Source organism: Salinimicrobium flavum (assembly GCF_042684505.1).
GTDB lineage: Bacteria > Bacteroidota > Bacteroidia > Flavobacteriales > Flavobacteriaceae > Salinimicrobium > Salinimicrobium flavum.
Map to the genome: position 1 here is coordinate 42,030 of NZ_JBHULT010000009.1, position 16,436 is coordinate 58,465.

8 protein-coding genes are annotated in these 16,436 nt (G+C 42.1%); 7 read left to right on the plus strand and 1 reads right to left on the minus strand.

Annotated elements, in window-relative coordinates; translation table 11 throughout:
- Positions 1-407: 407 nt before the first annotated feature.
- From ACFSTG_RS10020 to ACFSTG_RS10040, 5 genes are all read left to right on the plus strand, one after another.
- On the plus strand, positions 408-1,775 hold the full coding sequence (locus ACFSTG_RS10020) for an outer membrane protein assembly factor BamB family protein (protein ID WP_380751950.1): 1,368 nt from the start codon (positions 408-410) through the stop codon (positions 1,773-1,775).
- A gap of 9 nt (positions 1,776-1,784) precedes the next feature.
- On the plus strand, positions 1,785-3,029 hold the full coding sequence (locus ACFSTG_RS10025) for a DUF5018 domain-containing protein (protein ID WP_380751952.1): 1,245 nt from the start codon (positions 1,785-1,787) through the stop codon (positions 3,027-3,029).
- Between the two features lie 137 nt (positions 3,030-3,166).
- On the plus strand, positions 3,167-6,871 hold the full coding sequence (locus ACFSTG_RS10030; RefSeq protein ID WP_380751955.1) for a T9SS type A sorting domain-containing protein: 3,705 nt from the start codon (positions 3,167-3,169) through the stop codon (positions 6,869-6,871).
- Positions 6,868-7,542: a hypothetical protein gene (locus ACFSTG_RS10035; protein WP_380751958.1), complete on the plus strand. Its 675-nt coding sequence runs from the start codon at positions 6,868-6,870 to the stop codon at positions 7,540-7,542. The genes ACFSTG_RS10030 and ACFSTG_RS10035 overlap by 4 nt, the downstream gene beginning before the upstream one ends.
- 48 nt (positions 7,543-7,590) lie before the next feature.
- Complete coding sequence (locus ACFSTG_RS10040; protein ID WP_380751961.1) at positions 7,591-7,812, plus strand: hypothetical protein; 222 nt, start codon at positions 7,591-7,593, stop codon at positions 7,810-7,812.
- Between the two features lie 3 nt (positions 7,813-7,815).
- Here ACFSTG_RS10040 and ACFSTG_RS10045 read toward each other — a convergent pair whose 3' ends face one another.
- Positions 7,816-14,112, minus strand: coding sequence for a pullulanase X25 domain-containing protein (locus ACFSTG_RS10045; protein ID WP_380751964.1), 6,297 nt, complete (start codon positions 14,110-14,112; stop codon positions 7,816-7,818).
- 510 nt (positions 14,113-14,622) lie between these two features.
- Here ACFSTG_RS10045 and ACFSTG_RS10050 point away from each other — a divergent pair.
- Entirely contained in the window at positions 14,623-14,847 is a 225-nt protein-coding gene (locus tag ACFSTG_RS10050) for a hypothetical protein (protein ID WP_380751967.1), read from the plus strand.
- A gap of 459 nt (positions 14,848-15,306) precedes the next feature.
- Complete coding sequence (locus tag ACFSTG_RS10055; protein ID WP_380751970.1) at positions 15,307-16,056, plus strand: spondin domain-containing protein; 750 nt, start codon at positions 15,307-15,309, stop codon at positions 16,054-16,056.
- Positions 16,057-16,436: the final 380 nt, after the last annotated feature.

Here is a 16,436-nt window from a genome sequence, read left to right on the forward strand (position 1 = left end):
CCTCATTTGTACCTTATTTGTACCTCAAAATTTGAAAGGCCTTATAAATACTTAAAAGATATATTCTGTATTGGCAAATAGAGAAGTCATTTAATCTGAAATCATTTGAGAGATAAAAAATGAAGCTTTGGAATATACTTTTCGCCAAAAAAGATTTTAACCATTAAATTTGAGCTGGTTCAATATCTTTTTCACTTGGTGCCTGGAAGAATCCATGTTTATTCCTTTTCCGACCTCAACTTGTAGGATGAAAGCCTTTACCCAACAGAGCTGATAATTGAGGGAAAAGATTGAAAATAATCTGTCTAAATTAAAAATTATGATTAGAAATAATAATTTTAAGATTTTTTTCACATATTTGCAATAAGAATTAAGCCCCCATCCCTACAGGCTTTCAACTTTATAAAATGTTGAAAAAAATAATTTCGGCAATCCTGTGCCTGTTATTGGTTGCCTGTTCTCAAGAAAGTGAAGAAGTAAATTCCAGCCCTTCACAATTTTCCCTGGAGGATATCTCCTTTGCAGGCACTGTGGCAAAAATCCGCTGGTCCAAAGCTCAGGACGCAGACCAAGATGAAGTCTTCTACAATGTTTATCTCAATTCCGAACTTATTAAAGGACCTGTTTCTCAAAATGAGATTACTACCACACTGGAATATAACAGGGATTATGAAGGTCTCATTATAGCTACAGATCGTAACGGAGGTACTACAGAGCTCAAATTCAATTTTAAAGGTCCTGCCAGTAAGATCATTTTGGTAAGTGACTTTCAAAGCGGACAGGTAGTAGCCATTGACCTCGATACTCGCAGCAGAATTTGGACAGCCCCAAACCAGGATGGGGTTCATAGTGTTAATAACGACCTGGTATATTCGGGAGTATTGAATCTTACTGCACATCATCTTTTTACAGGTGAGAAGGTATGGGAAAAACAACCTGTTAACAGGAGCTATGATATTGGTTACCGGCACTTAATGGCCGATGATCAGAACCTGTATTCCATTACGTCAGATATGACTATGGTGGCAATAGATCTTGAGCGACAGGAAAAACAATGGGAAATAAGCCTGTTCGACAGTAACTACAGATATGCAATGGATGAGGCTTATCTTTATATCCCGAAGCGCAATAATCACGAACTCATTGCAGTGAATAAATATTCCGGTGAAATCAAGTGGGAATTTGGAGTTGATAACCCTGTTAGCAGTCTCGCACCATTCATAGAACATGCGCCACTTGTTCATGGGGGAAACCTTTACTTTCAGGATAACAATGGGCGCTTTTATTCGGTAAACAAATTGAGTGGCGCCAAGAATTACAGCCTTGACCTTGGCAAGTATTCCAAAACAGCTCCGGTATGGGCCAACGGTAATGTAATATTCACAGCCCGTGATGAAATCTTCTCTGTAAAAGCCACTACCGGTACTATCAACTGGAGATATTATTTTGGGGATGTTTCCCAATCTTCCCCTTTTAAGGAAGATGGAAAAATCTTTGTGGGAGCCGGAAATCATCTTTTCTGCTTTGATGCTTTAACAGGAGCCTTGAGATGGAAATCTTCTGTTGGAGCTACTGTGGTATCCTCTCCTATTGTGTACGATGGAAAGGTCTACGTAAGTTCCCATTCGGCCCGTCTTCACTGCCTTAATGCCGAAAACGGCAATATGGAATGGGAAGTAGGAAATGTTACGTTTTCTGTTTCTTCCCCCACCCTGATCATTGGCAATAGCGAAAAAATTATTCATCCCTCAGATTATGGTCTGCATTACAATTAAATTCAAAAAATGAAAAAACTGGCAGCTTTTTTTATCCTTATATTTTGTCTCTCATGCAGCCAAGAAGAAGAGGAACCCAGAGTATTAAGCAGTGAAAATCAAATCACCTCCTTTGCCCTGAACTTCGCAGGTGAAAACATTGCCGGTGAAATTGATCAACACGAAAGAACTATTGTCTTTCAGACCGACGGTAAAGACGTTTCCTCCTTAACTCCGTCTGTAAACATTTCTCCAAAGGCCAGGATAGAGCCCGCCTCCGGTGTGGCACAGGATTTTACTTCAACGGTTCCCTATACCGTTTATGCGGAAGATGGAATTCCTAATGTTTACCGGGTAACTATAAACAACAGACCAATATCTGCAAATAATGAGATCAACAGCTTCAGTTTTGTGGTTGACGGAGAAACGATCGAAGCAGATATAGACAGAACAAACGGAATAATAAAAGCAGATGTGACCTTTACAGATATTAAAGAGCTTTCACCTGTTATTTCTATTCCCGGGTATGCTTCCATTGACCCTCCTGCTGAAACGGTCGTGGATTTTACCACACCTGTCACTTATACAGTAACTGCAGAAAATGGTGATAGCCGCAAATATGTCGTAAAGGTAAATGAGCCGGAAATACAAAGCGTCATACACCAGTATTTCCCCGGAAACCAAAGTTTCTTTGTTGGGGCCAAAGCGGGAATAATGGGCAGATTTTTAATGAACGAAGGAGAAGATCCAGACGTATATCTCTTGGACGGAACCTCCAAATATACACTTAACGAGCTGGAGTATCACTTTTCTTACAGCGACACCCACACCGGTATTGATTACTATGCCGTAAGTTTTGTTATTCCCGATGACACCCCCACAAATATTTATAAGGTCGTCCTGGAAAAGCAAGGATACAGGGTAGAGTTTGACAATTTTGATGTCAATTTAGAAGATGCTCCCAACCCCACCTCATTGAGTCAGGAGGTCTTTAGCAGAGAGGACGTTCTCAGCATTTATGGAGAGAATCTTACAGCGGGAATAATAATCCCATCTGATGGACAGCATTACCTGATCTTTAATTACACCACCGAATATACTAAGGTTGACATCCGGGTGAACGAAGAAAAAACAGAAATGAATTTTACACCCGATTACAACTACGACCGTCTTTACCCTGCATATTTTGCCCGGGAACCTGAAGAAAAGATCATTACTTTTTTTGATCCTGTATCCAAACGTATAGGCCGCAGTATCAAAACAGTATTTAAATAGAGAAACCTGAAGATTTTCTCCCCGGGCTGTAGGTCACGATGAGAATTGAGAGAAGCCCGAAAATATGGTTTTTTCACACCTTTTTCAGGTTTAATTTTTTAGAAAATAATTTTTTACGTCAACTTTAATACCTTATTATGTCAAGAATTTTACCTGTAGTTCTTCTGTTGTTTTTCTGCTATACTTCCAGGGCCCAGACATCCTGGGAATTACTAAATCCCACCCCTTCCTATGAAGCAGGAAAAAAAGTGGTGTTTACTTCCGCAGATAAAGGTTTTATAATCACCCAAAAAGACCTTCTTTATACTGTAGATGCCGGTGCAACCTGGAATAAAAAGATGGATCTTCCAGGTGCAAATGACATTCATTTCCTGGGAGATCTTGGTTATATGGCAGGAAGTAACGGTTCGGTGTATGTTTCTAAAGACGGGGGAGATACCTGGGCGCAGGTAAATACCGGCTCTAATGAAAATTTCAATACTGTACAGATCATTAATGAAACCACCATCGTACTAACGGGATCTAATTCCATAGTGAGGACAGATGATGGGGGAGCAACATGGCAGGATCATATAGTGGAGGGATATTATAAGGTCAATAAAACTTTCTTCACCAGCCCCCTTACCGGTCATGCCGTTTGTAATGGAGGTTTTATCCTAAAAACCAGTGATGGCGGAAAAACCTGGAAGGTTACCGAGAGTACAAATACATTTCCCAACGATTTCTTTGCTGTCTATTTCGTAAATGAAAATACAGGGTTTGCCTCAAAGCAGCATGATGCCCTGCTCAAAACCTCAGATGGTGGAGAAACCTGGCAGAAAATGGGAAGCACCACCGATGCTTTTTATACCTTCTTCTTTTTGGATGAATCCACGGGATATGCTGCCGGGGAACATGGTGCAGTCTATAAAACTTTGGATGGCGGTAAAACCTGGAAGTGGATAAGCTTTCAGGATGCCCGTATCTCTCACACGAGCATCTACGGAATTCATTTTCAGAACACTGGAGTTGGTTTTGTCGTGGGAGATCGGGGCATGATTTATAAAACCACTGATGGCGGCAGTACCTGGCAACCGAATTCACCATTTTACACAGATGTGCAAAACCTTCAGTTTGTATCCGGTACCGTGGGTTATGCTTCTAATTATACCGATCTGCTCAAAACCACTGACGGAGGTAAGACCTGGAATAAAATGGGATCACCATTGGAAGGAGCCGGAATATTTAAACTGGAATTCCTTGATGAGAATACCGGTTATGCTACTGTTGGTGTTCACAATTACGTCTATGAAGTCTTTAAGACAGTTGACGGAGGAGTTACATGGGTACAAACAAATAATGGCATGGAAATAATGCGGGATAATTTATACTCGCTGAAATTTATTGATGAAAATGTAGGCTTCGTAAGTGGCGGCTATAACCAGAAAGGGGTTTTTAAAACAACCAATGGAGGAGACAGCTGGTTAATTGTGGAAGACCTTAGCTTTGGAGAAATGCAGTTTCCCGATGAGACCACGGGTTACGGGATGCAGGTACATCAAATGTTAAAAAGGATTTTTAGAACAACAGATTCAGGAGAAAACTGGGAAGTGGTTTTAGAAACAGAAGACAATCTTACAAGCATGTATTTTGTAACAAAAGAAGTGGGATATGTAACTGCAGAATATGGGATCATGTACAAAACTACCGACGGTGGAGAATCATGGAGCAAACTGGATGTTCCCTATAATGATTACATGCACGTAAAATTTTTCAACGAAAATATAGGGTATGTACTGGATGATAGTAACGGGATCTGGAAAACGGTGAACGCAGGCTACAGCTGGGAAAGAATCTCTTTCCATTGGGGGATTAAGGCTATTGACATTACAGAGGAAGAACAGATCTTTCTTTCGGGAACCAACGGAAGGATCCTGAAAAGTTCTGTCACCTACAACTCCTTCAGCCTAACGCCGGGGCCCGCAGAAGAAATCTTTAGCAATAGCGCACGGCTTACCGGAAATGTTACTTCCAATAGTGGCATTATCAAAGAAATTCAGTTTGAGTACGGTACAAATTATAAGTTTGACAACGTAAAATCTGTAAGTCCGGGTACAATTGAAGCGAGCAAATCTGTAAACATGGCAGTTAAGGTAGATGGGCTGCTTCAGGAAACCACTTATCAATACAGAATTAAGGCCATTTATGAGGGCAAAACAGTACGTAGTGAGATCAGGGAATTCAAAACCAAAAAGGATTATGAATTAAAACTGCACTACAATCAAATAGACATGGCTACAAACACAGTAAAAGCTTCCGGACTTGTGGTTTCTAACAAAGCCGAGATCTCTGGAATCGAATTCCAGTACGGTACTGCCGAAGCTCCATTTTCTAAGGCTGTCTCTGCAACTCCTGCTGTTATATCGGGTATGGCTTCTTCAGATGTAGTGGCAACCATTACAGGATTGGAAGCCAACACCAAATACCAGATAAGGATCAAAGCAGTTCATGAAGGGGATATCATATATAGCCAGTCGCAGGAATTTATAACTTATCCGGAATTTCAAATCACTCTCAACAGCGTAGGGATCACAGAAAGTTCTGCCTCTTTTTCTGCTTATGTCTCTGCTATTTCTGCAGATATAAAGGATCTTGTTTTTGAATACGGCAGCCCCGAATTTGAGCACGAAGCAGTTGCAGATCCGGGTACGGTCGCTTTTTCCCACGGCGGTTATATTTCTGCGACAACAGGCGATCTTGACCCTTCAAAGACGTATTACTACAGGGTTAAAGGAGTGATGGGCGAAAAAACCATTTACAGCAAAACCGGGGTTTTTAACTTCTCTGCAGAACCTATAGTTATTCCCAGTGGTACTAATGCAAATGCAAACAGGACAGTAAATGTGGAGGGCCTGATCAATCCCGGAGCAAAGTACCTTTCGAACATCAGGTTTGAATATGGGCTTGATCAGGAATTTGATCTTTCTGTGCCTGCCTCGCCTTCTGCTTTAAGTGGAAACTTTACTTCCGCGGTTACAGCCGTTCTGGACAATCTGGTCCCCGGCAGCTCCTACACCTTTAGGATCAAAGCTCAGGAAGGCTCGAAAACGCTTATTTCTGATGCATACACCTTCGCTACAGAAGCAGCAGTTGTAATAGCGCAGGATGTTCTAAGTTTACAGGTTATTAACGAGACCTGTCTCGGCAAAAATAACGGTAGTTTTATACTCGCTGCAAGTGAAGAACATGATTTCACCGCCAGTATTAACGGAGAAGAACATGAATTCTCCTCTCAATTAAAGCTGGAAGATCTTGCCCCCGGCTTATACAACGTCTGTGTTACCGCAAAGTCTGTTCCCGATTTTCAACAATGTTATGATTTCAATATAGCAGCCGGAAACTCCATTGCAGGTATGGCAGTGATGGAACAAACTGCCACAACTAATTTTGCCAATATTAGTATGCAAGAGGGAACAGCTCCCTTTACCGTTAGCCTTAACGGCAGAGTTGTTGCCGAATATTTTTCAAATGATTTCTCTGTTAAGGTAAAGCAGGGAGATAAACTTCAAATAAGTTCCATGGCCTCCTGTGAAGGTGTATTTGCATTCGATGTGGACCTGAAGAATAACCTCACTGCCTATCCAAATCCTGCTTCTTCAGTTTTAAACATACTTATACCGTATGCAGAGAATGAAGAAGTTAATGTCGAGTTGTATAATAATCATGGCAGTCTCATCTCTTCCGGAATGTATACGGTGTCTAACAACACAGTCTCTGTATCCGTAGAGAGCCTGGCCTCAGGTTTTTATTTCGCCGTGGTTAAACTTGATTCTCCCAAAACGATCAAATTTTCAAAAAAATGAGAAAAATAAATTTCCTACTGTTAAGTGGCCTGATGCTTTTGTCCTGTACTGCTGAAGATCAGCCTGTAGAAAACAAAGCACCTTCGAAACCTTTACTTCTGGCACCGGAAAATGACCTTTTTTGTACAACAGATGTCCAAATCTTTGAATGGTCTCGGGCTACCGATCCTGAAGAAGACGAGCTGGTCTATAACCTGGAAATTTCAGAAGACAAGGAATTTAAAAATCTGTTTTTTTCAGGTGAAACAGGTAACCTGTCCAAAACCGTCCCTTTAAAAAAAGGAGAAGATTTTTATTGGAGAGTCTCTGCCCGCGATAAAAATGGAAATAAGAGTGAGTACTCTGCTTTCAGGAGTCTTTATACAGAAGCTGAAGCAACTTCAAACTTTTTACCTACTGCAGCCGTAGTAGTTTCACCCGAAGAAGGTGCGCAAATAAGTGGTACTACTACAAGCCTCGAATGGACTGCTGAAGATGCCGATGGCGACCAGCTTTCTTTTGATCTTTATTTCGGTAAGAGTGTGGAACCCGAACTGCTTAAAGAAAACCTGGCAGCTTTCACTTATGACGTGAGTCTGGAGACGGGCAGTACTTACTACTGGAAAGTAATCGTAAAGGATGAGCATGGAGGAATAACGGGCGGAAAGGTCTGGTCTTTTACGACCGAATAAAAGTTTGAAACATTAGTTCTCGGCGGATCCCCTGTTATTCAGACTGAAGTGCAACGGCGCGAAACCCGCCAGGCAAGAATCTCTTTAAGGGTAGTTGTTCTGCCAACTTTTGCAAAGTCAGGAATTGGCGAAGGGGAGCTGCAGTTCGCGAACACTGTACAGCTATCCAACAACAACACCATTGTCCCCGGCACGGGGCACTACAACGCGCTAAATTCTCAGAGAAAGTCTAAAAAACCAAAGGCCCATCTTACAGACGGGCCTTTTTAGCTCTTAATTTTTTATAAACCGTTTAAAGATAGATCCGTCGTCTGTTTCAAATCTGAGGATATAGGTGGCGTTTGGCAACGAATTTATTTCGACCCGGTCATTATTGATAATCCCCTGTTTTTTCATGACCCCCGAGATATCATAGATCATGTAAGGCCGGTTAGAAGTGGATTTTGGCCCTTTGATGTTCACTATATCGCTGGCAGCAACCGGATACAGAATGTATTCATAACTCCTATCCACAGCATCAACGGGTATTTCGGTGGTTTTGCGCTGGTCTTTGGCTACCGCTACAGTGACCGTACGTTCCGTAAAGTTTCCGGAATCATCGGTAACTTTTATGGTAATATAATATTCCCGTCCGGTTCCTTTACCAGATCGTTCTGCCCTTAACAGTACCTGGTGTTCATCCACTACTTCCCAATCGGGAGCTTCGTCGCCTTTTCCGGTACTTTCGGGCTCATTGCTGGTAATAGTGATTTCTGTGCCCGCAATGCTACAGTTATCCCAGGCGACGTAGTCAATGTAAACAGGAACCATTTTATGGTTTGGAGGCCATAGTGGCTCATAGTTTTCCTGCAGATCTGCAATTACCGGAGATTCTGTATCTGTAACCACCACCTCAAAACTACAGGTGGTCACCTCCCCTGTTGTTCTAACAAGCTCGAAGGTATTGGTGGTGGCACCAATGGGGAACAATGAACCGCTGGGGAGTCCTGCAGTTTGAGTGACGGACATGACATCACCACCGCAATATTCTGTGGCCACAAATCCGGGATAATCTACCATAGCCCCGCAGGTTCCGGGCGTGTTGTCTACAAAAATATTCTCCGGACATTGGTTTGCTGTCGATATATCAAAATAAGGGGTGGTAGTGATTATATGTGTTTCCGGGTCGTAAGTGAAGGTAATTTCCCCGTCTGCCGGAACAAATAACTTTATGTCATAACCCCATTCAACTCCGTCATCCCCATAGAAGGATAAAATATTACAGCTAACTGTTTCTTTCACCCAGTAGTTGTAACATCCGGCAGGAAGTGCAAAGGTTCCTTCCCATGCCCCCGTTTCGGGATTAAATTCTAACATCGGGCTCTCACATTCAAGATCAAAATCTGAAGTGCACCCCAATTCATTCTGTAGATTTCCCAGCAGGGATACTTTTGTCACCACCTCTGGAGCACCGCTATAAGGGGTCGAACTTATTTCATGGGTTTGCGGATCATAACTAAAGGCAATTTCTTCTTCTGACGGAACATACAACTGGATCTCATTAGCCCATTCAACTCCGTTTTCTCCATAAAGAATCACATTACAACCCGAGATTTCAACTATCCAGTAAGTATAACATCCGGCGGGAAGCACAAAGCTTCCTTCCCAGGCACCGGTATCAGGATTAAATTCCATTTCGGGATTGCCACATTGCTGGTCATAATCCTTTTCACAGCCGGTTTCCTCCTGCAGTGATCCATAAAGCCAGACTTTGGTTATCTCCTGCGGAGACCCACTATAAGGTGTGGAAGTAATCAGGTGTGTTTGAGGATCATAACTAAAGGTAATTTCTCCATCTGCCGGGATATATAACTTAATATCATTACCCCCTTCAACTCCGTCTTCCCCATAATACGATTTTTCACAGCCAAATCTTTCCTGTACATGGTAAATATAACATCCCTTGGAAAGCATAAAACTTCCTTCCCACAAGCCAGATTCAGGATTAAATTCCAGTGCTGAATATTCGCATTCATCTTCCCAGTCTTCATTACAACCCAGTTCCCTCTGTAATGTACCTCTCAAGGCCACTCCGGTCACTTCTTGAGGAACGCCGCTGTAGGGCGAGGAAGTCAGGATATGGGTCTGAGGATCATAACTGAAGGTGATTTGTGCATCTTCCGGTACATACAAACTTAAATTCTGTCCTGTACTTCCATTTTCGCCATAGTAGAAAACACTACACATCGATTCTTCTTTTACCCAATAATCGTAACACCCGGCAGGTAAGCTAAAGCTTGCCTCCCAGAAACCCGAATCGGTATTATATTGCAAGGCCCGGTCATCCGGAATGCCTGTAAGTGAAACTGCTGTTGCTTCCTGTGGAACTCCACTGTAGGGAGTTGAAGTTATAATGTGGGTTTCCGGATCATAGGTAAAAGAAATTTCCCCATCTTCCGGTATATATAACTGAATTTGCTCACCCCCAGTGGAGCCATTTTCCCCATAAAGAGTCCAGTTACAGCCAAATGTTTCTTTAACCCAATATGCATGGCAACCGGCAGAAAGAGTAAAGCTGCCTTTCCATTTAGCGGAATCAGGATCATATACCAACGCAGGTTGATCACATTCCGGATTATTAATGGATTCACATCCAAATTCCTCCTGGAAAGTTCCGGTGAGGGAGACACTGGTAATTTCCTCCGGAACACCAATGTAAGGAGTTGAGCTTAGGAGGTGAGTCTGTGGATCATAACTAAACGTAATTTCAGCTTCTTCCGGTATGTATAACTGAATTTCACCCCATGGATTTCCATTTTCTCCATACTCAAAAGCGCCACAAACAGTTACTTCCCTCACCCGGTAAGTATAGCATCCGGCAGGAAGTGTAAAGCTACCCTTCCAGGTTTCCGAAGCAGGATCATAGTCCAAAGCTGAATTTTCACAATCCTCTTCCGACGGGTAAGCACAACCCAATTCGTCTTGCATATCCCCTATAAGATATACGTTGGTCATCTCAGGTGGAACATCGCCGTAGGGTGTTGAACTGATGAGATGTGTTTGCGGATCGTAACTAAAGGTGATCTCCCCATTGGAGGGTACATATAAATGAATAACATCGCCAGACTCCTGTCCGTTTTCTCCAAACAGGATACCTTCATTACACCCAAATTTTTCTTTGATCAGGTACCAATAACACCCGGCAGGAAGTGTAAAGCTGCCTTCCCAAAAACCGGAATCGGGGTTAAAATTTAAAGCAGGTTTGTCACAATCGGGATTCGCTTCAGACTCACAGCCCAACTCATCCTGTAAAGAACCCAACAGAGATACTTTTGTGATTTCCTGAGGAACACCACTATAGGGTGTTGAAGATATTGTATGGGATTGCGGATCATAACTAAAGGTGAGTTCAGCTTCTGTTGGTACATATAGCTGGATCTCCTGCCCGTACACTCCATTTTCTCCATAGTAGGTTTCCACACAACCAAAGGTCTCTTTGACCCAGTAGGTATAACATCCTTCGGAAAGGGTAAAACTGCCCTCCCAAAGACCCGAATCAGTATTCAGGATCAGTTCATTTTGAAAAGAACCTTCAAGGGCCACTGCAGTTACTTCCTGCGGCGTACCGCTGTAAGGGGAAGAACTTATGATATGGGTTCGGGGGTCATAACTGAAGCTGACCTCCCCGTCTAGTGGAACATATAGCTGAATATAACCTCCTGTTTCACCATTTTCTCCGTATGATACAGTAATACATGCAGATTTTTCCTGTACCTGATAGGTATAACAGCCTTCGGAAAGAGAATAACTACCCTCCCATAATCCTGAATCAGCATTCAGGATCAGTTCGTTTTGTAAAGATCCTTCGAGAGATACTGAAGTGATTTCTTCCGGATAACCGCTATAAGGGGTCGAATTTACCAGATGAGTCTGTGGATCATACTTAAAGGTGATCTCAGCTTCTGCCGGCACATATAGTTCGATAGACGACCCATAGTATTCTCCATTTTCTCCGTAGTAGTTCTCATTGCAGCCAATGATTTCTCTTACCTGATAGGTATAACATCCTTCGGAAAGGGTAAAACTACCCTCCCAAAGACCCGATGCAGCATTCAGGGTCAGCTCATTTTGAAAAGAGGATCCTTCGAGAGTGACTGAAGTGGCTTCCTGCGGATTACCGCTATAAGGAGTTGAAGTTATCAGGTGAGTTTGCGGATCATAACTAAAGGTAATTTCAGCTTCTGTCGGCACATATAGCTGGATCTCCTGCCAGTATACTCCATTTTCTCCATAGTAGGTTTCCACACAGCCAAAGGTCTCTTTGACCCAGTAGGTATAACATCCTTCGGAAAGGGTAAAACTGCCCTCCCAAAGACCCGAATCAGTATTCAGGAGCAGTTCATTTTGAAAAGACGAACCTTCAAGGGCCACTGCAGTTACTTCCTGCGGCGTACCGCTGTAAGGGGAAGAACTTATGATATGGGTTTCAGGGTCATAACTGAAGCTGACCTCCCCGTCTAAGGGAACGTATAGCTGAATATAACCTCCTATTTCACCATTTTCTCCGTATGCTAAGGTGCTACACTCGGATGTTTCCTCAATCATATACGTGTAACAGCCTTTAGGAAGCATAAAGTTTCCTTCCCACATGCCTGAATCAGCATTAAACACTAATGTTGATTTTTCACAATAATATTCAGGAGCACACAAGACCTCCTGAATAGTTCCTGTAAGAGATACTTTTGAAATTTCCGGCGAAGAAAAAGGCGTTGATTTTATTAAATGGGTTTCGGGATCATAAGTAAATGATATTTCCCCGTCTTCGGGAAGATATAGCTGTATCTCGTCAATATTTCCCTTGGTTCCGTTTTCTCCATAAAATGTTACAGTACATCCAAATGTTTCCTTTATAAAATAAGAATAGCAACCCGAGGGAAGCCAAAAGCTGACTTCCCACATTCCGGTATCAGGGTTATTCTCTAACGCAGGCTTATCGCACCCGTAAAAGTCAAATTCATATTCACAACCCAGCTCATCCTGAAAAGATCCCACTAACGATACGTTAGTCACCTCCTGAGGAACACCACTATATGGGGTTGTTTGAATGAGATGGGTTTCGGGATCATAACTAAAGGAAATTTCACCAGCTGAAGGAATATAAATTTTATATTGCTCTCCCCCGAATGTACCCTCTTCCCCATAGAAATTGGTAGAATTACAACCAAAAGTTTCTTTTACATAATAAGAATAACATCCCGCAGGAAGAAAAAAAGTGCCTTCCCATTTACCGGAAACAAGATTGGAAATCAGAGCGGGATTATCACATCCGTAATAGTCATCATCAGTATAACAGCCTAATTCACTTTGTAAAGATCCTACGAGAGAGACTTGTGTTACCTCCTGTGGAGGATTGACGTATGGTGAGGAGGTCACGACATGACTGATGGGATCATAGGTGAAATGAGTCACTTCAGGATTAGAAGGAATATACAAGCTATAATCTTCTCCATTAAAAATACCTTCCTGTCCATAATTATTTTGCAAGTTATTGTCGAGTACCACTCTATAATTGTAGCAACCTGAAGGAATGTGAAAATCCCCCTCAAACAATCCCGATTCAGGATTCCAGGTAAGTGCAGTATTTGTGCAATCACCCATCCCATCACTACTGCAGCCTAATTCATCCTGAAAGCTTCCTGAAAGCACCACGATTGGCAAACAATCCGGTGAGAAGCCACTTGTCATTGGCGAAGTGGTGACCAGGTGGGTGACCGGGTCGTAGGTAAAGGTGACCTCTTCAGGGCCGGCAGGTACACACAGGAAAATATCAGCTCCGCCATAGTCCCCGTTTTCCCCGTAATTTATGTCCCAGCTGCCTCCCACTGCTACTTTATACCGGTGATTCCCCTCAGGTATCTCAAAAGTTCCTGAATATAATTCTGTGGAGGAATTAAAGGTAAGCGCGGTAATTTCGCAATTAGCATCCCAGTCTGTTTCACATCCCATAGCATTTTGAAATGTTCCCGAAATCACCACTTTTTCCGGCGGGGCAGGCCCCAGGTCCTGCAGGACCACGTTATCAAGGTAAGTGGTAGTCTCATTCCCGCCAAACTCAAAGCTGAGTTTGTGCAGATCAAAGACAGAAGTGGCTTCGAACTGCAGGCTTATGGTCTGCCATCCAGTAGAGAGATAAAAATAAATGCTTTCAATTAAGTTAATAGCATTGCCTCCCTCTTCTCCAAGGAATAACCGTACATAACGATCGGAGTCCGCCCTTACATCAAAGGTAAGTTGGTAAACATGCCCCTGGTTTAAGGGAAAACCAACTTGTGTCAATTGGACATCCGGATAATCGTATCCTGGGTTCAGGATCTGGATTTTAGCAACACCATCAACAACAGATGGGTTGGCTTCTGCTCCACTATTCTCATTTACCCGGTAAGCCCAGGTATTCAGAGGTGTGGGGGTGTCAAAAGGAATAATTTCGGTGGTTTCACTAAAATCACCATCACTTATCAGGTTCTGGGCCTGCCCCATACTCACTGTTAAGCACATTACTCCTACTACCAAAGAAATGTAGTGTGTTTTCATAATGGCTGGTATTAATTTTAAGCTACATTAATTTAGCAAACTGAGGATCAGCGGGTAATGACAAATGTCAGTGGTGATGAAGTATAATTCCTGTTAAATATTCAGAAAATACGATAAAGAGAGAGGGGCAAAAAATCCATTTCAAATTGATTAGAAAAGGGTAAAAACAGTTTTTTACTTTCGATTTACTTGCCATTATTCCTTTTTCCTTATACATTTTACATTTAACCGCGTCACCTTTTGTCGCCCTCCTCTCCTATCTTAGTACTACAAAAGGAAAACAAATGAGGAAACTGGAGATCAGATGGAGTTTTTCAGGGAATAGAGGTAATTATTCCTAATCGTTTATGTTCTTTTTTGCATTGCCCATGAACTTTGAACCTGACCAATCCTGAATTTTGAATCTTAAATTTTGAATTGAGCGACCTTGAACTTTAAACTTTGAACCCAATGTAAAGAGACAAAATCATCCTTACCTACCGCGCCCTCCTTGATACTCATGAAGAACTCATGGAGCGGATTATCAACATGGGCATGACAGGCGAATTTGCAGAAATCAATGAAATCTTTCGGGAAGGAGATACCTTTAAATTCGACCTGGAGATGTTCCGGGACAGTAAAGATCAAAACATGCAACTATTATTGGGGCTCTTTGATGAGCTGGAAACTGTGATGAATACGCTGGCGAATATCAATGGGATCACGGAGGAGGAATTGGAAGACGAAGATATTTGAAGGTGGCTTTACGAAGATGGAATCTTTTGTCATTTAGAGCGAAGTACAACGGAGCGAAGCCCGCCTGCCGGCCGGCAGGAATCTTTCGTTTCCACAAGAGATTCCTCCCTGCCTACCGGCAGACAGATTGAAAATTAATTAAATCCTATGGTTTGAGACGGATAATTGGTTAATTGGTTAATTGTGGATTGGATAATTGGGGGGCAACGTTGATTGGTAACGGAAAACACAAGTCCCCAGAATACTTTTCATGGCACAGTCGCTTTTGCTCTCCAGAACAATTGGGAATAAATATTCAAAATGCAGGAAAACATTATGCCTTAAATTATGCTTTTAAGACTGCCCTGAAAGCAGATTTTTTCACTACCTTTAATTATCTATTAGTCTCAAATACAATGGATTAAGATCTTCATGTTGTGTTGTGGTTTAAAAAATACATTAACCATTAAATCCACAACCATGAAAAAGTATTTAAAATTTTTTCTTGTTCTTCCACTCTTTATTTGGAGTTGTAGTTCAGATTCAGATGAAATTACTACGGAGTTAAATTCCACTATTGAATTAGAGAATTCGGCAAACGACCATGCAGTCTTTAGCACCTTTAAAGTGACCATTGAGAACATTGGACAGGATCAGAACATTCTGACTCTGTTTTCACCGGGGGTCTATGTAGTTCAAAAGCAAAGGTCTGAACCTTTGTTTGACCAGGGTGAGGAAGACTACGGCATGGGATTGGAAGCTATAGCCGAAGACGGCATGCCGGGTCCGCTTAATGAAAATCTTGAAAACCATCCAAAGATTAGATCCCATGGGATTTTTGCCACCCCGGTTGGGGCTTCCGGGCCCGCTCCGCTTACGCCGGGAGAAGAGTATGAATTTACCATTACTGCCAAGCATAAGGATTACCTGAATTTTGTTACCATGTATGTGCAGTCCAATGATGTTTTTATAGCTCCAATGCCTCAGGGAATTTCACTTTTTAATGATATTAGGGAACCTATCGAGGGGGACATCACAGGTTATCTCTACTATTGGGATGCCGGGACAGAGGTTAACCAGGAGCCGGGAGTAGGTTCCTATCAGGCACCGCGCCAACCTGCACCGGATACCGGAACGCCCGAAAATGGAGTTGTTCATTTATTAGATGACGGATATTATTATCCTCCTCTTGAATCAATCATCAGGGTAACTATATCTCTTGTGGAGTAATTTCAGACTTCAGCTAAAACAAATTAAAAATGGTAAGTTCTCTGGTGCTTACCATTTTTCCTTTTAATCATCATCAGTTCCTATTTTCCCAACTTCAGAAATTATCTTCTCAAGAAATAAATTAAGAAATGCTTTATATAACCTATCTATGGGGCTTCACAAATTCAGGTTTTTCCACTTTATGTCATTGCGATCTTTATGACTTATATAGGTTTCCAGGGAATACTTGATCCAGCTGGCCCTTGTTAATCAAGATACTGATTCCCTCGTGAGTATTTCCACCAACAGAACCTCTTTACAACCCGGTTTTATTATTTTCATTGTTTTCGTACTCTTTAGTTTGATCCTTTATACCATACTTAAAAGAATCACTTCTTTGG